This window comes from Bradyrhizobium sp. AZCC 1719, assembly GCF_036924525.1.
Lineage (GTDB): Bacteria > Pseudomonadota > Alphaproteobacteria > Rhizobiales > Xanthobacteraceae > Bradyrhizobium.
Window position 1 is genome coordinate 5,656,813 of record NZ_JAZHRU010000001.1, and the last position, 19,234, is coordinate 5,676,046.

17 protein-coding genes are annotated in these 19,234 nt (G+C 62.8%); 7 read left to right on the top strand and 10 right to left on the bottom strand.

Going from position 1 to position 19,234, the window contains the following annotated elements; translation table 11 throughout:
• Positions 1-302: 302 nt before the first annotated feature.
• From V1292_RS26715 to V1292_RS26730, 4 genes are all read right to left on the bottom strand, one after another.
• Positions 303-1,292 carry an MBL fold metallo-hydrolase gene (locus V1292_RS26715; protein ID WP_334375605.1) on the bottom strand — a complete coding sequence of 330 codons (990 nt, stop codon included), beginning with the start codon at positions 1,290-1,292 and terminating at the stop codon, positions 303-305.
• A 277-nt stretch (positions 1,293-1,569) separates the two neighbouring features.
• Complete coding sequence (locus V1292_RS26720; protein ID WP_334375606.1) at positions 1,570-4,119, bottom strand: DUF3857 domain-containing protein; 2,550 nt, start codon at positions 4,117-4,119, stop codon at positions 1,570-1,572.
• A gap of 147 nt (positions 4,120-4,266) precedes the next feature.
• Positions 4,267-4,797, bottom strand: a complete 531-nt coding sequence (locus tag V1292_RS26725; RefSeq protein WP_334375607.1) for a DedA family protein — start codon at positions 4,795-4,797, stop codon at positions 4,267-4,269.
• 196 nt (positions 4,798-4,993) lie between these two features.
• The gene (locus tag V1292_RS26730) at positions 4,994-5,440 is read right to left on the bottom strand and encodes a PEGA domain-containing protein (RefSeq protein WP_442895632.1); all 447 of its coding nucleotides are present in this window, start codon (positions 5,438-5,440) and stop codon (positions 4,994-4,996) included.
• 232 nt (positions 5,441-5,672) lie between these two features.
• Between V1292_RS26730 and parE the strand changes: the two genes are divergently transcribed.
• Together parE and V1292_RS26740 are read left to right on the top strand one after the other, a co-directional pair.
• On the top strand, positions 5,673-7,727 hold the full coding sequence (gene parE / locus V1292_RS26735) for a DNA topoisomerase IV subunit B (protein ID WP_334375609.1): 2,055 nt from the start codon (positions 5,673-5,675) through the stop codon (positions 7,725-7,727).
• Positions 7,728-7,955: 228 nt separating this feature from the next.
• The gene (locus tag V1292_RS26740; RefSeq protein ID WP_334375610.1) at positions 7,956-8,750 is read left to right on the top strand and encodes an outer membrane protein; all 795 of its coding nucleotides are present in this window, start codon (positions 7,956-7,958) and stop codon (positions 8,748-8,750) included.
• A 114-nt stretch (positions 8,751-8,864) separates the two neighbouring features.
• Here the strand turns inward: V1292_RS26740 and V1292_RS26745 are convergent, their stop codons facing one another.
• Positions 8,865-9,512, bottom strand: coding sequence for a hypothetical protein (locus V1292_RS26745; protein WP_334375611.1), 648 nt, complete (start codon positions 9,510-9,512; stop codon positions 8,865-8,867).
• A 182-nt stretch (positions 9,513-9,694) separates the two neighbouring features.
• Between V1292_RS26745 and V1292_RS26750 the strand changes: the two genes are divergently transcribed.
• The 3 genes from V1292_RS26750 to V1292_RS26760 all read left to right on the top strand — a co-directional run bounded on the left by V1292_RS26750 (position 9,695) and on the right by V1292_RS26760 (position 11,796).
• Positions 9,695-9,880, top strand: coding sequence for a hypothetical protein (locus V1292_RS26750; protein WP_334375612.1), 186 nt, complete (start codon positions 9,695-9,697; stop codon positions 9,878-9,880).
• Positions 9,881-10,035: 155 nt separating this feature from the next.
• The gene (locus V1292_RS26755; RefSeq protein ID WP_334375613.1) at positions 10,036-10,806 is read left to right on the top strand and encodes an SDR family NAD(P)-dependent oxidoreductase; all 771 of its coding nucleotides are present in this window, start codon (positions 10,036-10,038) and stop codon (positions 10,804-10,806) included.
• 261 nt (positions 10,807-11,067) lie between these two features.
• A complete protein-coding gene (locus V1292_RS26760) occupies positions 11,068-11,796 on the top strand; it encodes an outer membrane protein (protein ID WP_334375614.1) in 729 nt (242 codons plus the stop codon).
• A 106-nt stretch (positions 11,797-11,902) separates the two neighbouring features.
• Here the strand turns inward: V1292_RS26760 and V1292_RS26765 are convergent, their stop codons facing one another.
• Positions 11,903-13,114, bottom strand: coding sequence for an FAD-dependent oxidoreductase (locus V1292_RS26765; protein WP_334375615.1), 1,212 nt, complete (start codon positions 13,112-13,114; stop codon positions 11,903-11,905).
• 159 nt (positions 13,115-13,273) lie between these two features.
• The gene (locus V1292_RS26770; RefSeq protein ID WP_334375616.1) at positions 13,274-14,770 is read right to left on the bottom strand and encodes a caspase family protein; all 1,497 of its coding nucleotides are present in this window, start codon (positions 14,768-14,770) and stop codon (positions 13,274-13,276) included.
• 386 nt (positions 14,771-15,156) lie between these two features.
• Here V1292_RS26770 and V1292_RS26775 point away from each other — a divergent pair, with 386 nt between their 5' ends.
• On the top strand, positions 15,157-16,641 hold the full coding sequence (locus V1292_RS26775; protein WP_334375617.1) for a DEAD/DEAH box helicase: 1,485 nt from the start codon (positions 15,157-15,159) through the stop codon (positions 16,639-16,641).
• Positions 16,642-16,767: 126 nt separating this feature from the next.
• A complete protein-coding gene (locus tag V1292_RS26780; protein ID WP_334375618.1) occupies positions 16,768-17,835 on the top strand; it encodes a GGDEF domain-containing protein in 1,068 nt (355 codons plus the stop codon).
• 7 nt (positions 17,836-17,842) lie between these two features.
• Here V1292_RS26780 and V1292_RS26785 read toward each other — a convergent pair whose 3' ends face one another.
• From V1292_RS26785 to V1292_RS26795, 3 genes are all read right to left on the bottom strand, one after another.
• On the bottom strand, positions 17,843-18,277 hold the full coding sequence (locus V1292_RS26785; protein ID WP_334375619.1) for a TfoX/Sxy family protein: 435 nt from the start codon (positions 18,275-18,277) through the stop codon (positions 17,843-17,845).
• Between the two features lie 28 nt (positions 18,278-18,305).
• Positions 18,306-18,692, bottom strand: a complete 387-nt coding sequence (locus tag V1292_RS26790; protein WP_028346265.1) for a HesB/IscA family protein — start codon at positions 18,690-18,692, stop codon at positions 18,306-18,308.
• A gap of 123 nt (positions 18,693-18,815) precedes the next feature.
• Positions 18,816-19,229, bottom strand: coding sequence for a VOC family protein (locus V1292_RS26795; protein ID WP_334375620.1), 414 nt, complete (start codon positions 19,227-19,229; stop codon positions 18,816-18,818).
• Between the last annotated feature and the right edge of the window lie 5 nt (positions 19,230-19,234).

Sequence of the window (19,234 nt, forward strand, 5' to 3'; positions counted from 1 at the left end):
AGTTCAGACCGCGTTTTCTGGAAAAGGAAGAAGCCGCGGGACCGGATCCGGCGGCAGAGGCGACAATCTCAAACGCAGACGTCCGCCCATACCGCGACGAGGGCGCGGCGGCGGCGAGCGATGGAGATGGTCGAAGCGAAAATCATAGGCGCGGCTATAAGGCCGCGCCCGGCTGGCGTCAAGCTCTAGCCGTCATTCCGGGGCGCACGCGAAGCGAGCGAACTCCGGGGCGCCCTCGCGCCCCTGAGAATCTCGAGATTTCGGGTTCGATGCTGCGCATCGCCCCGGAATGACACTGCGTGTCAGATCACCGGATTCCACGGGGCCGGGATCAGCCGGTAGCCATTGCCGTCCTTTTCGACAAAACCATTGGCCGGGAACGGGTAATGGAAGCCCTGGACCCGCATCTTGTCTGCGACCAGCATGTCGTAGACCCGCCGGCGGGTCTTTTCCGCCAGCGCCGGATCCTGGTCGAACATCAGGTGCCAGCCCGGATTGGTGACGAACAGCGCCGGCAGGTTGGTGACATCAGATTGGATGAACACCTTGTCGGAGCCGGATGCGAGAACATAGGAGGTATGGCCCGGCGTGTGACCGATGGTTTCCACCGCCGTCAGTCCAGGCGCTACTTCCTTGCCCCACTCATAGGGCGTCACCTTCTTCTTGAGCCCCGCCTCGAGCACGCGGCGGGCGTTCTTGAACACGGTCTGCATCCGCCCTTCCGGCGCACGGCTCATCTCGCCGTCGTCCATGAAATATTTCCATTCCGCCGCCGGCACCAGCACCTCGGCATTGGGAAAGGTCGGTGTGTTTTCGGCGGTCAAAAGGCCGTTGATGTGGTCACCATGGAAGTGCGAGATCACGACGATGTCGACTGCCTTGGGGTCGAAGCCCGCGGCAACCATGTTGGCGCCGAACTGGCCGACATTGCCCTTGCTCGACGCAAAGGCCGCGGCGCCGTTGCCGGTATCGACCACCACGAGCTTGCCACCGGTATTGATGACCAGCGGTGCGAACTGGATCGACATCTTGTCCTTCGGCATAAAGGCCTTTTCGAGCGCCGCGTTCACTTCGTCCTTCTTGGCGTTGAGCACGAATGTGTCGGGCAGCGCGAAATTGTTGACGCCGTCAGAGATGGCCGTCACCTGGGCATCGCCCACCTTGTAGCGATAGAAGCTCGGCGCCTGCTTGTCCGCCACCTGGGCGGCCGCCCTGGCGGGCGCCTGTGGCAACAGCGGTGTGGCGGCGAGCGCCGCGGCGCCAGTGAGTGCGTGACGACGTGTCAGTTGCATGGTGATGTCCTCCCAGTTGAGACGATGGAATGCGGTTCTGCGGGATGTCTCGTTGCTCGCCGCCTGTGGTTGGGTTGCCGCCAAATCTATCCCGATTCTGCGATAGCGCGACGACAGGCAAGCGGCGGCAATTCGAGATGAGCCTGGTATCTTGGCGGCTAACCCCTCGAAGAACGGGTTATTCCACCCAGGTCCACACTCATCTCCGTCGACGCCGATTCGTGCAGGACTCGTTAATGGGCATCCTGCAGAAGATGCGAATGATTCGCAGTTGACCTCACTGCCGGCTTAATAGTCCGACGTTTCGGAACAGCGCCTTCCAAAAACTGAGTTCGACACCCAACCCCTCTAGGCGGGCGCGTGCTTGCGGCTCGCCGGCCTGCGCTGCCTTCTTGTACCACGCGATCGCCTGCTCCTTATCCTGCGGAACACCTGTACCGCTCTCATAGGCCCAGCCAAGATTATATTGAGCCCTCGCATTGTGTCCTTCGGCGGCGCTGCGCAGCAGGCCTATCCCCTTTGCAATGTCCCGCGGCACGCCTCGACCGTTGATGTGAAGCAATCCCAAGCTCATCTGCGCCCAGGCGAAGCCTTGATCTCCTGCCTTCGCATACAATTCGGCGGCGCGCTTTTCGTCGCGCGCGACGCCAAGCCCCGCCTCGTACAAATAACCCGCGTGTGCCTGGCTGAAAGCGTCGCCCTGCTCCGCCGCCAGCAGAAACCAGCGCAAGGCCTCACCGTAGTCGCGCTCGATACCGCGGCCACCCTCGTACATGCTGCCAAGATACGCTTGGGCCTTGGCGTTCCCGCTCTCGGCGAACGGCTTGAGCCGTGTCATTGCGATTTCGTAATCGTTTTTAAGATACGCATTCACGCCTTCGTTGAAACCGGTGCTGACATCCCAGATGCGCGAGCGCGCTTTCGGTGTGAGAACGACTTGCTCGTGCCTGAACGCATTGAAGGTGTCCAAGCCCACCTTGATCGCCGCCCGGAAATCAGCCGGGCAGACTGGCGCGTCGAACGTCAAGCGCACGGTGGCGCTGGAGCGCACGGTTCGCCCCTCGATCACGGCGGCTCCGCTCACTTCGATCTGACCGTTAACGGAACCGTATGGCGTCGTGCCGCTTAGGCTCTTTCGATATTTGATAGGCGCCGGCTTTTGCTCAAAGTTGGTTTCCTCGGGAATGGTGAGTACGCCCGTCTCCCGGTATTCGAGCGAACGGCAACGAAAGGGCCGGTCGGTTGCCCCACCTGTGCTCAACAGCAGAACCGATGGCCGAATGTCGGTCAGAGGCAGCAGCCGCAGGCCCCACCGCTCGCTGAAGTCGACCCGCGAGCTGATGCGAAAGGTCGCGGTGATGGCATAGGCGTCGGACAATTCCCGCGGGTTCGGGAAGCTGTAGTCGCCGGTGCCCTTCAGCGTCGCCTGCTCGATCAGTTTCCTCGCGGTATTCTGCCGGTCGACCGTTTCCAGCTGTTGCGCGAGCGAGCGTCCCAGCGCGGCGCCCGATCCCGTGCCGGACAGAATCGAACGTGCCTGCCGCGTACCATCGCTTGCAAGCTCGTACTGCGTATCTGCCGCCACCGTAAAATGCTCCGGCGCCGCCACCGGAATGCGGGCCAGCGTGCCTCTATCGATGTTCAGTACTGGTTTGCCGCTAAGGTGGCTCGGCAGGGAGCCAAAGGCCTGGAGCGATAACGTAGGATCGAGATACTGATCGATTTCGGGTACGTAAACGATGGCATGGTCGAAATCCGGAGTGGCGACTTCCGTCAGCGTGTACTGCACGCCTGCGTTCACCGCGACGAGATTGGCTTCGATCCCTTGCGCGGCGAGCAGCGCCTTGAGGATCGTCGCATGCGCCTTGCAGTCGCCGTAGCGCGCGGCGAGCACCGCGGACGCCGGCTGCGAAGTCCAGCCGCCATCATCGAATCCGATGCCGACATAGCGGATATTCCGCGCTACCCAGTTGTGGACTCGCTCTACCTTGAGGCGGGGACTGGCGGCATCGCCGACGATTTCGGCCGAGAGCCTGCTCAAGGTTTCGTCGGGCCGCGCCATGGGGGCATTGCGGGCATTGAGCATGGACGCAAAGGCGGCATAGTCCGCAAACGTGCTGACTTCGAAACGCCGGGCGTCGTCGAATCTGCCGCCATCGATCTGACGCGCCTTCGGCATCTCCTGTTTGAGGCGCACGTGATGAACGATCCTGTCGCCCAACCTCTCTTCGGCATGTTCGACATTGCGCCCCGCGATGCGCAGTGGTTTGGCGACGGGCCCGTCGAGGGTCAATTCGATTGTCTCTGGAGGCTGGTCTGCCGGCTGGCTCCAATAGCGTGCAAACTCGCCCGCAAACTTCGGACGCTTTGCCTTGTAGGTCAGCCGGCCTCTCACCTTGTCGCCGGGCGCGACGTGCGGATAGGCGATGATCCTTTGTCGCGTTTCGTCGAAATATGGTGAGGAAGAGTCCGCCGATACCGGTTGATCGCGGACGGCGCGTTCATCGACCGCGATGACGCGGCCGTCCGCCTTGACGGTGGCAAGCTCGCTGGAAAGCAGTTCGTCGAAGTAGCTGTTGTATACCGTGCGCTGCTGCGCAATTTCCTCGGCGCCTTTTTCGTTGAGCGCCTGGACTTCGAAGTCGAAGACGGTGGTGCTCAACCCTTGTTCATCGAAAGTCACGGCGTAGCGGGCGACGGTTCGGCGCCAGCCAGGATCGACCCAGGCAGACCCCTGATCTGTATTTGTCCTGTCGCCGGCGTTGGCAGCAACAAGGGTCGACGAGACCAGCAACAGCAGCAATACTGAGTAGATGCGCTCGATCATATCGCTGAAGGGCCCCGGGTAATGCTACGCCGGCTATTCAGCTAGCAGCGCGAAATTACCGTCGTCTCGCTCCGATAGCGATAATTTTATCTTCCCGTACAGGATGTAGAGGTCTGGCATGGGCAGGCTTGCGATCGGTATCCGGGCTTACACCACCCGCCACAGCCATTCGGCGATCTTCCCCATGACGTCGCCTACCAGCAGCAGAACGGCCGACCAGACCAGGGCCGAGACAAAATTGGCGATCTGAAAGGGCCAATATGACATCTCGAAAATGCCGGCGGCGAGCGGCACCGAGGCGCGCAGCGGCCCGAAGAACCGGCCGATGAAGATCGAGGGCACGCCCCATTTTTTCACGAATTCCTCGCCGCGCGGCAGGATCTCGGGATAGCGCGACAACGGCCACATCTCGGCGACATGCTCCTTGTAACGGTAGCCGAACCAGTAGGAGACCCAGTCGCCGAGCGCCGCGCCGAGGCCGCCGGCGAGCCAGACCGGCCAGAAGCTGATGCCGCTGACGCCGATCAGCGCGCCGATCGCGACCAGCGCGCCCCAGGCCGGAACCACCAGCGAGACGAAAGCCAGCGATTCGCCGAATGCCAGCACCAGGACGATCGGGGCGGCCCAAGCCTGATTGTCGCGCACGAAATCAGCCAGAGCACGCACATAATCATCCATTCCGAGCCCTTTCCGCCCCGATTCCTGTCTTTGAACCCTTCTACCGGTTCCGCTGGGAAGAACAGGTAAGCCAGCCCCTTCCGCGACATCAAGTCACAAAGCAGGGGCCAGCGCGTGAACCCACATCGGATGGGCAAGAGGCCTGAGCCAAGGGATTTGAGCCAAGCATTTGAGCCAAGGATCTGAGCGTTGGCGATCAGCTCTGGGGCGGCGGTGGCCGCCTGGATGGGCGCGGTTTCGCCGGACGCGGCTGCGCAGGAGCGATCGGTTGCAGGGTCACAATCACGGGATTCGGCTTGTGATCCAGCGCGGCACCGGTGGCCGCATCGACGCCCATGCCGACCAGGCCGCCAAGCAAAATGTTGCCGGCGAAGCCCGCCGCGCCCGTGCCCGGAATTTCCTTGGTGAGCGGGATGACCTGCGGCTCAAAACCCTCTTTGTTGACGGTCACAGTGATGTCGGCGCTGCGCTTGGCCACGACCACGCACGGGGTGACGCAGGCGGTCGGCACATCCAGCCCCGATACCTCGGCGGTGGCGCCTGACGGCGTGCTCGAAATGGAAATATTTTCGGTCGTTCCACGCGTCACCGACGCACAACCAACACACGGCGCCGCGAGTGCGACGGCCAACAGCAATCTGATCATTGGATTTGTTCCCCCTGCCGCCGCGACCTTCACGCAACCCAAAGGTGAACGCAAGTCTGCTCACCTCGATCGGCTTGGTTATTGTTAATCGGACGCAATCCCCTTATTGGCTGCGGCTTCCCTGCAGGGGGCCCCGGCCCCGCCTCGGCGGTCACTTTTTGAGCCCATCCGTGGCATAGTCACAGCAACCGATTCGCTGCCGCGCGCTGCGCGCAACATCTAAAGAGCCATGTCCAAGTCATTGAAATCAGCTACAAAATCAAAACCCGCCAGCGACCTCTTTGGGGCAGAGTCGAAGAGTCGCGCGGCGCCCAAGGCCGCGTCGCGCGGAACGAGCGCCGAGGCTGGCTATACCGCGGCCGACATCGAGGTGCTGGAAGGATTGGAACCGGTGCGCCGCCGCCCCGGCATGTACATCGGCGGCACGGACGAAAAGGCGCTGCACCACCTGTTCGCCGAAGTCATCGACAACGCCATGGACGAAGCGCTCGCAGGGCATGCCTCTTTCATCGAGGTGGAACTGAGCGCCGATGGCTTTCTCACCGTCACCGATAATGGCCGCGGCATCCCGGTCGATCCGCATCCGAAGTTTCCGAAGAAGTCCGCGCTCGAAGTCATCATGTGCACGCTGCATTCCGGCGGCAAGTTCGACTCCAAGGTCTACGAGACCTCGGGCGGCCTGCACGGCGTCGGCGTCTCCGTGGTCAACGCCCTCTCCTCGCGGCTCGAGGTCGAAGTCGCGCGCAGCCAAAAGCTCTACCGGATGAGTTTTGAGCGCGGCCACCCCAAGGGCAAGCTCGAGGACCTCGGCAAGATCAACAACCGCCGCGGCACCCGCATCCGCTTCAAGCCGGACGCCGACATCTTCGGCGCCAAGGCGGCCTTCAAGCCGCAGCGCCTGTTCAAGATGACGCGCTCGAAAGCCTACCTGTTCGGCGGCGTCGAAATCCGCTGGCGCTGCGATCCCGCACTGCTGAAGGGCATCGAGGATGTGCCGGCCGAGGACAGTTTCCACTTCCCGGGCGGCCTGAAGGATTATCTCGGCGCCGCGATTCACGCCGACACGCTGGTGCACCCGGATATCTTCTCCGGCAAGTCGGGGCGGAACGGCGCCCATGGCGCCTGCGAATGGGCAGTCGCCTGGACGGCCGATGCCGACGGCTTCCTCTCCTCCTACTGCAACACCGTGCCGACGCCGGATGGCGGCACCCACGAATCCGGCCTGCGCAGCGCAATGCTGCGCGGCCTGAAAGACCACGCCGAGCGTATCGGCCAGGGCAAGCGCGCCGCGCCCGTCACGTCGGAAGACGTCATGGTGGGGGCTGCGGTGATGCTGTCCGTGTTCGTGCGCGAGCCGGAATTCCAGGGCCAGACCAAGGATCGTCTCGCCACCGCAGAGGCCCAGAAGATCGTCGAGCAGGCGATCAAGGATCCGTTCGACCACTGGCTGTCGGGCAATCCGCTGCAGGCCAACAAGCTCCTCGATTTCGTCGTCGAGCGCGCCGACGAGCGGCTGCGCCGCCGTGCCGAGAAGGAGATCTCGCGCAAGACGGCCGTGAAGAAGCTGCGCCTGCCCGGCAAGCTTTCCGACTGCACCAACAGCGCTCAGGAAGGCTCGGAACTCTTCATCGTCGAGGGTGACTCGGCCGGCGGCAGCGCCAAACAGGCGCGCGACCGCAAGACCCAGGCCGTGCTCCCCCTGCGCGGAAAAATCCTCAACGTCGCTTCCGCCGGCAAGGACAAGCTGACGCAGAACGCGCAGCTCTCCGATCTCATGCAGGCGATCGGCTGCGGCACCGGCGCGCATTATCGCGAAGAGGATCTGCGCTATTCGCGCATCATCATCATGACGGACGCCGACGTCGACGGCGCGCATATCGCGTCATTGCTGATCACGTTCTTCTATCGCCAGACGCCGCGTCTGATCGACGAAGGCCATCTCTATCTGGCGGTGCCGCCGCTCTATAAGCTGACCCACGGTAGCAAGTCGGTCTATGCCCGCGACGATGCACATAAGGAAGCGCTGCTGAAGAGCGAGTTCAACGCCAACGCCAAGGTCGAGGTGAACCGCTTCAAAGGCCTCGGCGAGATGATGCCGGCCCAGCTCAAGGAAACCACCATGGACCCGGCCAAGCGCACGATGCTCCGCGTGGTGCTGCTGGCCGACGACCGCGAAGGCACGGCTGATTCCGTCGAGCGGCTGATGGGAACCAAGGCCGAGGCCAGATTCGCCTTCATCTCCGACAAGGCGGAGTTCGCCAGCGACGAGCTGCTGGACGTCTGAATCTCATCAGAACAGGCGATTTTCCGGCGATTTCCGGCCTATTTGGTCGGTCCATTGCCGGAATCTGCCCGTTTTTCTGGCTTTTGCCGGTCATTCCTTTTCGGCCCAGTGTGCTTCCCCCGCAACAGCAATTTGGCCGGAACTGCGTATAGTCACGCTACTGGATTTTGGGAATCGGCGCTCGCGCACCTCTAGAGCGGTGGCGCACCTAGGGTAAGGGACTTGAAAATGAAAAAGGTACTGCTCGCTCTGACCGCGGTGGCGGCAATGACTGGATCGGCCGTTGCGGCTGACCTCGGGGCCCGTCCCTATGCCAAGGCTCCTGCGCCGGTCGCCCCCGTTTATAACTGGACCGGCTTCTACATTTTCGGCGGCGCCGGCGGCGGACTGTGGGCTGCTGACACGACCACCCAGGTTACCGCGACCGGCGCTTGCATCCTCTGCACCAATCAGCGCCAGGGTGGCTCGGGCTGGTACGGGACGGTCGGTGCCGGCTACGACTGGCAAGTCAATCCCACATGGGTTGTCGGCGTATTCGGTGACGGCCAGTTTGGCAGCATCAAGGGCACCATCCAGGATCAGGGTCCGTTCTGGGCCGGCGACATCAAGATGGAGAGCGCCTGGGCTGCGGGCGTCCGGGTCGGCCTGCTCGTTGCTCCGAACGTTCTCTCCTACGTGAACGCCGGCTATTCCGGCTCCGATTGGTCCGGCACCACCCTTGTCTCCACCTTCAACGGAGCTCCGGTCGGCACTCACACTGACGGCTTCACACGTCATGGCTGGTTTGTCGGCGGTGGTGTCGAAAACAATCTGAACATCTTTGGCATCAGCGCTCCCGGCTGGTTCATGAAGACCGAATACCGTTCGGCTTTCTATGACCGGAAGGCGATCAATGAACTGGTCGACGGGACCAATGCGTTTGTTGGTCGCGACATCACCTTCAAGCCCTGGGTTCAGACCATCAGCACCTCGCTGGTTTACCGCTTCAACTGGAGCGGCGCTCCGGTCTCCGCCAGGTACTGATCGGCAAACACCGGTCTCGGCCAATCAACAACTCAAAAGCCCCGGCATCGCCCGGGGCTTTTTTGTTGCCCGGCGCGGGACCCGAACCAAGCAACCGGGGCACGAGGCCTCCGCTTAACGATCATTCTCTCTCAGTTCCCTGGCCACCGCCGCCTTCAGCGACCGATAGGTCCGCCGCAGCCGGCACTCGAGCTCGGACCAGTCCTGATCCGTCATCGCCTGCCCGCGCGCGTCGCGGTAGGCCATCGCCCCGGCGCGGCCGATACCGAAGATCAGCAGCGACGGCTCGTCCGGCCGCTTGCCGTAGGTGATGGCGGCCACGCGGGCAACCGTCACGCCGTACTGCGCGGGGCCCACGGCCTCGCGCCTTGCCTGCCACCAATCGAGCTCGAGACGCGCGGCCTCCTCGACGTCGAAGCCGCCGGGTGCAGCCGATGCGAGCAAACGGTAGTAGGTCACGAGCGCGGGCAGCGCGGCGTTGGCGGCCTCGCGGGAGCGCGTCGGCTGGAAGGCTTTCGCGGCCCTGGCCGCCGCAAATGCGATCCGAAAGCTATCGAGCGGCGAGAAGCCGAATTGCGTCCGCGACAGCTCGTAGAGGTGATAGAACAGCGCGGGATAGCGCTTGTCGTAATAGTCGCGCCACATCGCGGTTTCGAGCCGCGCGATTTCAGCCGAATCGAAGGCGCGCAAATCAGCGTTCCGCGGCCACGACACATAGGCGCCGACGGCAAAGAGAATCAACGCGAGCGCTAGACAGATCATTCGGCAGCTCATGAGGATCCTTGGCGATGCCGCAACTTCCGGCCTTGCGAAGCCGGCCGGCTTTCTATTCGATCGGAAGCTACGGCCGCCGCCGACAATGGTTTCCTGCGGTGGCCCGACGACACGACCGAAGACAAAGCCGCGCCGCGTCCCCGCGGCATAGCGGCAGGAGGGAGGAAGCCATGGCCAGATCCCTTTCGATCATCGGCTTTCTGGCGCTTGCGATCGGCCTGTTGTGGATCGGACAGGGCACCGGCGCGATCCCTTGGCCGTCATCGAGCTTCATGATCAATCAGTTGCAATGGGCCGGATATGGCGCCGTGCTCGGCGCCGTCGGCCTGATCCTCATCTGGCTAGGCAACCGGTAGATTCGTAGGGTGGGCAAAGCGACTTGTCCGCCGTAGCTCAACGAGCGAAGGCGGAAGCGTGCCCACCGCCCTTCACTCGTTCTGAAAATGGTGGGCACGGCGCGAAGCGCGCCTTTGCCCACCTTACGAAAACCAAAAGCAAACGGACAACTCACATGACCACAAAACTCTTCGACCTCTCCGGCAAGGTAGCCATTGTTACCGGCGGCAATGGCGGCATCGGGCTCGGCATGGCCCGGGGCCTCGCAGAGGCCGGCGCGGCGATTGCCGTGGTGGGCCGCAACGAAGCGAAGTCGGCCGACGCGGTCGCGGAATTGACGAAAGGCGGCGCCAGGGCGATTGCGGTTGCGGCTGATGTCACCGACAAGGCGGCAGTCGCTGCGATGACCGAGCGCGTCGTCCGCGATCTCGGCCGCATCGATATCCTCGTCAACAATGCCGGCATCAACATCCGCAAGCCGCCGCATGCGCTTGATATCACCGAATGGAACAGCGTGATCCAAACCAACCTCACCAGCGCCTTCCTGTGCTCGCAGGCGGTCTATCCGGCGATGAAAGCGGCCGGCGGCGGCAAGATCATCAATATCGGCTCGATGATGTCGATCTTCGGCGCCAGCTTCACGCCGGCCTATGCCGCGAGCAAGGGCGGCATCGTGCAGTTCACCCGCTCCTGCGCCTGCGCCTGGGCAGCCGACAACATCCAGGCCAACGCCGTGCTGCCGGGCTGGATCGACACCGACCTCACCAAGCGCGCCCGCCAGGAGATCGGCGGCCTGCACGACCGCGTGCTGGCGCGCACCCCCGCGGCGCGCTGGGGCGGGATAGACGACTTTGCGGGAATCGCCGTCTTCCTTGCCTCGCCCGCCTCTGACTTCGTCACCGGCACGGCGATTCCCGTCGACGGCGGGTATTCCGTTATGGGGTAGCGGCTTCCTCGTTAGGCTGCGCTTAACGCCCACGCAAATACCTGCCGGGCACTTAAGACACACGCTACCGCCTGAAATCGTCGAAATCCCGACGTTTTGCCCGTTACGAGGCGAAAAGCGGCAGCCTAACGGCGATGTCTAGGTGTGGAAGTGACGAAGGCCTGCCACTGTGGCGTGCGGGTGACAGCATTTCCAGAAGTTCCCGGTTACAACGTGACCAGAATCAAACACTCACGTCACTTGGTTGTATTGGGGAGAATTATGAAGAAGATTGCCCTCGCCGCCGCCGCCCTGGCCATCGGCACCGTAAACGCATCCGCCGCCGATCTGGCCGCTCGGCCCTACACCAAGGCGCCCGCGCCGATCGCCGCCGTCTATAACTGGACCGGCTTCTACATCGGCGCACAGGCCGGTTACGCCTGGGGTGACAACAGCACCCGTGAGTTCATCACCGCTACGGGCCTGCCCACCGCCTTCAATCGGGGCTTCAACACTGATGGCTTCGTTGGCGGTGGTCACATCGGCTACAACTGGCAGGTCGGTCAGTTCGTCTTCGGTCTCGAAGGCGACCTTGAAGGCGCCGACATCAACGGCGGTTATCGCTTGGCGAATCTCAACGGCACGGACTTTCGGCTGGATGCTCAGGCCTCTATCCGTGGCCGTCTCGGTGTGGCCTTCAACAACTCGCTGCTCTACGTGACCGGCGGTGCGGCCTGGGCGGATATGGAGCACACTTACGTCTTCGCGAACACCCTCTTTGAAACCCACTCCACCACCCGCACCGGCTGGACCGTGGGCGCAGGCTGGGAATACGGCTTCACGCCGAACTGGTCGGCCCGTCTTGAGTATCGCTACACCGATTTCGGCACTTTCCGGAACGCCTCTGTCTTCTCGTTCCCCGGATTCTCGTATGAACACGATCCGGTGTTTCACACGGTGCGTGGCGGTATCAGCTATCGCTTCGGCGGCCCGGTCGTCGCCAGGTACTGATCCGGTTACCTGACAGCCCTCGACAGCTCAAAGCCCCGGCATCGTCCGGGGCTTTTTGTTGCGCCCTGCACGCCGGCCCGCGTACTGCAGCGTGGGGGATCGGCCGTCAGCCGCGGACCGGCGACTGCACATGCTCGGGCTGCACGCCCACGCCTACAAACCGCGCCGTGATGCCTTGCAACCAGGGCACCGCGGTGACCAGCCGCATGACAAACGGGACCTTCAGGGGCTGGTTGCCCGGCTTCAGCGCCGCATTCACGATGTTGTTCTGCACGACGACCTGCATCCGCTGCGTCATCTTTACCGGGAATTCGCGGCGCCGGCGCACCGCGTCGAGTTCGTCTTCGGACGGGCAGCCGCTTACCAGCTTCGACGCCAGCAGATTCGCCGTCGCCACGGCATCCTGAACCGCGAGGTTGACGCCGACGCCGCCGATCGGCGACATCGCATGCGCGGCGTCGCCGATGCACAATAGCCCCGGCCGCGTCCAGCGCTTCAGCCGGTTGACCGCAACCGTCAACAGCTTGACGTCGTCCCAGCTCTTCACCTCGGCAAGTCCCGGTTTCAGGACCGGCGCCATGCGCGCGATGTCGTCGAGCAGCGCGGGCAGTCCGCTCGCCTTGACCGCGTCGTATTGTCCTTTGGGAATGACGAACGCGCATTGCCAATAGTCGCCGCGGTCGAAGGTCACCATCATCTTGCCGGGATCGACCCGGGCAAACAGGCTCTCGTTTTCGTTCTCTCGCTTGCCGGCGCGAAACCACAAGACATCCATCGGCGCGCCGATTTCCTCGACCTCAAGGCCGGCGCGTTCGCGCACCAGCGAATGGCGTCCGTCGCAAGCAATGGTCAAGTCGGCCTCGATATCGATGATGCCATCCGGCGTCTTCGCCTTCACGCCCGTGACGCGCTCGCCGTCGCGAACGAGATCGATTGCTTCCGTCGACATCATCACCTTGAGCGATGCGAACCGCTTGCCGCTTTCGCGCAGGAAATTGAGAAAATCCCACTGCGGCATGAAGGCGATGAAGGGATATTTGACGTCAAGCCTGCTCAGGTCGGCGAGCCGCACCGTTTCCCCGCCGAACATGCCTTGCATCTTCTGCAAGCGCTGGTGCGGCAGTTTCAGGAAGCCGTCGATCAGCCCGAGTTCGTCCATCACCTGCAGCGTCGAGGGATGCACGGTGTCGCCGCGAAAATCGCGAAAGAAGTCGGCGTGCTTCTCCAGCACCACGACATCGATGCCGGCGCGGCCCAGCAGATACCCGAGCATCATTCCGGCCGGCCCGCCGCCGACGATGCAGCAACGTACTTTCATCGCTCGCTCCTGTCGCCGGTTTTCCCGGCTCGAGGCAGCATCGATCATCTGCCAAGCATCGGCAATACACGCTCGTCGCAATGACGTGGAAAGGCCGCGGCGTACTGGATGCCCCGCATGCGCGGGGCATGACGTCGAAGACGGCGGGCCTCGCGTCCGCTACCGCCTAAAACTCTTGATCTCGGAGACGCTGCCGTCGCGATAGGTCAATTCCACCGAAACCGATCTGGTCGCCGGCGCGAGCTTCAAATAGGGCTGCGCGTCGCGCGGAATGGCGATGGGATCACGAGTGTCACAAGGTGGCATTTTCAGCACCTTGTCGGGCACCGCACTGTCGATGCCGAGGCGCACTTCGCGGATCGCGCAGCGGTATGACATCAGGTGCGTATAGTAGACCAGAAGCCCGTTGTACTCGCGGAACGACAGCCAGCTCGTCGCGGTCATATCGAGGATCTTGCGCTGGTCGCGGATCAGTGCGGCTTCGGGATCGAACCTGATCGGAAACGGCCCCTGCAACTCGCCATTGGTGTCGACATAGCGCACCTGGATGACGGCCGCCGGTGCATCGGCCGGCAGCTCGACCGACGGGTTGGGCATCCGCTTGCGGGTACGCGGATCGAGCGTATCCATGAAGCCGGTCTCGCGGAAATCGCCGCTGTCGCCGATCCGCCATGAAATACCGAGCGTCGGATCGGCGATCGAGAACACCACGGTCCAGCCGCCATTGTGGCGCGAGAACATCGCGATCGGCGCGTTCACGGAATCGTTCTGCGGCTGCAGGCGCTGTACCGGAGGCAAAGCTGCAAGCTTTTGCAGCGGCTCGGCGGGCTTCGCCGCCTCAGGCTGGGCCTTCGCCAAACCATTCAGGAAAACGTCGTCGACCATCTGGTCGAAGTAAACCGGGATCTGCTTATGGCGGACGGTCTCTGCGAGTTCGCTGACCGCGCGCCGCGTGCGTTGCGCGACCTGCACGAGATTGACGCCGGGCTGCGTGATCTCCTTGGCGAAGGTTCGCGTGAACACCGAATTGGGATTGGCGTCGTCATTGGAAAGCCGGTCGAGCGCGGTCTGCCGCGGCCCGGCCGAGAAGATCGAGAACACGCCTTCCGGCAATTGCGTCATCGGCGCGAGACCGCCGCCGCCGGCAACCGCACGCGTGCCGGCGCGCTCGAACGGATTGTTGCGGCAGGCATCGAACACCAGGATGGCGGTGCGCACCTTCCGGTTCTGCATCCGCTCGATGATGCGGTCGGCGAGGATCGAGGCATCGCGCACGAGTTCTTCCTGGCCTTCGGTCGCCGCCGGCACGTCGGTCGGCAGCAGGAAATTCTGGCCCGCGATTTCAAAACCGTGGCCGGCATAGAAGAAGAACGCCGTATCGCCGGCGTCGACCGCCTTGTCGAACGCCAGCAACGTCTGGCTGAATGCCTGCCGGTTCTGGTTTTCCGCCACCATCACCGTGAAGCCGAGCTGCTTGAGCGTATCGCCCATGGTGCGGGCGTCGTTGACCGCCTTCTGCAGCTTGGGCACGTTCCGGTAGTCGTTGTTGCCGACCACCAGCGCGACACGCTTTTCCGCCTGCGCAGGCGCGGCAAAGGTCGCGACGCAAGTTGCAAGGCTTGTCACCGCAAGCAGTTTGAAAAGCCAGCCCTTCATGGAATTCCCCCTGCGCACGATTCGTCCTGGTTTGGCCCGTGCGAAGCCGTTTCATGCCATAGTCGGCAGGCTATTGCCCATGGTTCAACAGCTTCGTTCGATGGGAATGAGATGGCTCGATTTGACGGCCAAATGACGGTTTTTGCCGTTATTTGTGCGAAAACATTAAGCTTTTTGGGCTTCAATGCCGGTTCCTAGATTGACTTTGGCCATTTCGACCCTATGTTCGCGCTCAACGCGGCCTTGGATCGAAACGCGATTCCTTAGGTTAGCCGCTCGTCTGCGTAAGTCAGAGCCCCCAGCTTTTCAAAAGCGCGCCGTTTCGGGGCAAAACGCGACAGCCTTTTTACCTTCGATTCCGAACGGCGGTGTCGACTAGAGGCTCAATGTCTTTTTCCCATCTCGGACTTTCCGATAAGGTCCTCGCCGCAGTTGCGGCTTCCGGTTACACCACCCCTACTCCCATCCAGGAACAGGCGATCCCCCCCGTTCTGGCCCGCCGCGACGTCCTCGGCATCGCCCAGACCGGCACCGGCAAAACCGCCGCCTTCGTCCTGCCCATGCTCACTTTGCTGGAAAAGGGCCGCGCCAGGGCACGGATGCCCCGCACCCTGATCCTCGAACCGACCCGCGAACTTGCGGCACAGGTGAAAGAGAATTTCGACAAGTATGGCGCTGGCCAGAAACTCAACGTCGCGCTTTTGATCGGCGGCGTCTCGTTCGGCGACCAGGATTCCAAGCTGACCCGTGGTGTCGACGTCCTGATCGCAACTCCGGGCCGGCTGCTCGACCACACCGAGCGCGGCGGCCTCCTGCTCACCGGCGTCGAACTGCTGGTCATCGACGAAGCCGACCGCATGCTGGACATGGGCTTCATCCCCGATATCGAACGCATCTGCAAGCTGGTGCCGTTCACGCGCCAGACCCTGTTCTTCACCGCGACGATGCCGCCGGAAATCAGCCGCATCAGCGAAACTTTTCTGCACAACCCTGAACGAATCGAAGTCTCGCGGCCGGCAACTACGGCGACCGGCGTGTCGCAGTTCAAGGTCACCGGCGGCCGTGAGCCGCACCAGAAGCGCGAACTCCTTCGCCGCCTGTTGCGCGACGCCAAGGACCTCAACAACGCGATCATCTTCTGCAATCGCAAGCGTGAGGTCGCCGTCGTTCACAAATCGCTGCAGAAGCACGGCTTCAGTGTCGGCGCCCTGCACGGCGATATGGACCAGTCGGCGCGCACCGCGGCGCTCGATCAATTCCGCAAGGGCGAGATCCCGCTGCTGGTGGCCTCCGATGTCGCTGCCCGCGGCCTCGACATTCCCGCCGTCAGCCACGTCTTCAATTTCGACGTGCCGCATCACGCCGACGACTACGTGCATCGCATTGGCCGCACCGGACGCGCCGGGCGCGCCGGCACCGCGATCTCGATCGTGACGCCGCTCGACAGCAAGTCGATCGCTGCAATCGAACGACTGATCGGGCAAACCATTCCGCCCGCCGAAGGTGACTACGCCCTACATTCGGACTCGTCCGAGGAGGCCGATCAGCCGCGCGAACATCGCGCGCGGGAAGGCTCGCGCGGCGGGCGCAAGCCGCGCCGCGAACGCGAGCCGCGACACGCCAAGGATCCTGAGAAGCGCAGCGAGAAGAGCGCTGATCGTGAACCGCGGCATGCCAAGGGCACGGGCCGCAGTGCCAGGCCGCAGCCGGAGGCCACCGCCTTCTCGCCGCCCGCCCCTGCGCAGCCTTCGCGCGTGCCCTCGATCGGGCGACCCGAACCGCGGCGCGCCCACCGCGAGGTCGAATCAGAGCCCGCCGATCACTCGCACCTTCCTGCATTCCTCTTGCGGCCCATTCGCGCCCGCGTCTGACAAGCGTCGATTTCCTGCGGCCGGAACTGTTTACCGGCCGTTCATCCTCCTCCGTTAACTTACGGCGATAATTTAGTCATTGCTGCACGGCAACGACCGGCGCTGCTCGCTATTGGGGACGGATCAGTGGTCAAGCTGCTGGACGAGCACGAACGCACGATGGCGTTTGCCGAAGTCGCGTTGGGCCAGATCAAATCCCTCAGGCAGACCGCCGTCCCACGCAATTATGAAATCTGGTACGTCTACGCGACCGGATACAATGCTCCCCTCAACAAGATCATCAACGAGACGCTGGCGCGCAACGGCAAGCTGAGCGAGTCCGATCTCGAACAGATCTACGAAACCTATCTCTCCCACATCAAGGCCTCCGACCGCATCGACAAGGTCGGCGCGCGCGTGATCGGCGAGATCGACGACGTGATGACCCTCATTACCGAGGCGCTCAGCATGTCGGAGAGCTATGACGCCAAGCTGAGCGGCGCGAACGAAAAACTCAGGAACGCCAAAAGCGTCGATCAGATCAAGGCGATCGTCGACGGTCTGGTGAAATCGACGCGCGAGATGCGCGAGACCAACAAGGCGCTGGAGAACCGGCTGGCGTTATCTAGGACCGCCATCAGCAATCTTCAGCACAGCCTCGAAGCGATCCGCGCCGAGAGCCTGACCGATCCGCTGACCGGATTGGGTAATCGCAAATATTTCGACCGCTCGATCGAGATGGCGGTGCGAACGGCGATGGCGAGCGGCGAACCGCTGTCGCTGATGATGTTCGACATCGACCATTTCAAATCGTTCAACGATTCCTACGGCCATCTAACCGGCGATCAGGTGCTGCGGCTGGTAGCGATGTCGCTGAAGCAAACCATCAAGGGCCAGGACATCACCGCCCGCTATGGCGGCGAGGAGTTCGCGGTGGTGCTGCCGAATACCGGGCTGCGGCAGGCGCTGACGGTCGCTGACCACATCCGCCGCGCCATCATGGCCAAGGAATTGAAGAAGAAATCGACCGGCGAAATTCTCGGCCGCGTCACCATCTCGGTCGGCGTTTCCATGCTGAAGCCGGACGACGACACGGATTCGCTGATCGAGCGCGCTGATGCCTGCCTCTACGCCGCCAAGCGCAACGGCCGCAACCGCGTGGTCTGCGAAGTCGACCCCGAATACGCCGCCGAGACCCGCACCCAGGTCGCCTAGGCGCCAGCTATTTGCGCCGCGCCTTCCTCGCCTTCGCTGCCGGCTCACGGCTGCCAGCCGGCTTGTTCACAGCCTTGCTCGAGACCTTCGGCTTCGCCGCCTTGCGCGCCTTCGGGCGCTTGCGTAACGCCGCGCGCTGCGCCGCCGCCAGCGCAGCCCTCGCCCATTCGGCCAATTCCTCGGAGTCGTCGAACAGACGAGCCGGCAATTGCCAATACGAGTTTACAGTAACGGTCTTGGCCCGCGTCTGATATTGAAATGGTGTCGATCCCTCTGCTTCGAATTGCGGGATCGTTTGTTGATCAGCGCGAAGATAAAGCCCTGCGCGTAGCGACAGTGCGAAGTTGGTGCCGTCGGCGGATATGCCAAATCCGGAGAACATCCGGCGGATGGTGACGGGGCCGAAGTCCGCAAACAGATCGATCAGAAAATCGCGATCCATCGCTCACCGCCCCCCGGCGACCGGTCGCTCAAACCTTCGCAGGTGTCAGTTGAACCGACTCGCCGCAGCCACAGGCGGAAACCTGGTTCGGGTTGTTGAAGATGAACTGCGCCTGGAGCTTGTCGGCCTTGTAGTCCATCTCGGTGCCGAGCAGGAACAGGACCGCCTTGGGATCGACCAGAATCTTGACGCCCTTGTCCTCGACGACTTCGTCGGTGGGGCGGATCTCATGGGCATATTCCACCGTATAGGATTGCCCGGCGCAGCCGCCGTTTTTGATGCCAACGCGCAAGCCCACGATCTCGGAATCGGCGCGTTTGGTCAGCTCCGTGATCCGCGCGGCGGCGGCCTCGGTCAGCTTCATGACCTGCGGGCGCGGCCTCGGCTTCGGCTTGGACTGGACGATGGTATCCATAGCGGTCGATCTCCGGCGTCGCGTCGCGGCGACGAGCTATCATAGCATTAAAATAACAACGAAATTCCCACTGTGAAGGTCTCTCGTCATAAACTCGATCAGAACCCCTCGAAACGCTGTCCGCTAGTAAATCTTCCAAATTCCCGGCGTCGCCAGTTCCAGCAAATGGTTGTCCGGGTCGCGGAAGTAGATGCTTTTCCCGCCGCGCGGCCAGTCCGTCCTGCCTTCGATCGCGACATTGTGCTCGCCGAGTGCCTCTTCCCACACCGGCATCTCAGCCGCCGGAATGGCAAAGGCCATGTGAATGGGGCCGCTGCCATCATGCGGCGGAATGGTGCCGCCGGGGAGTTGGATCGTCTCAGGCGCCGAGCCGCGGCGAAACAGCAGCAGCACGCTCCGTCCACCGACATCGAAAGCAACGAACCGCGGATCCGCCGTCAGCGCTTCCAAACCCAGCACCTCCTCGTAGAACGCGCGGGCGCGGTCGAGGTCATCGACATAGAGTGCAGTCTCGATGACGCCGGATAGCTTGGGCAACGGGT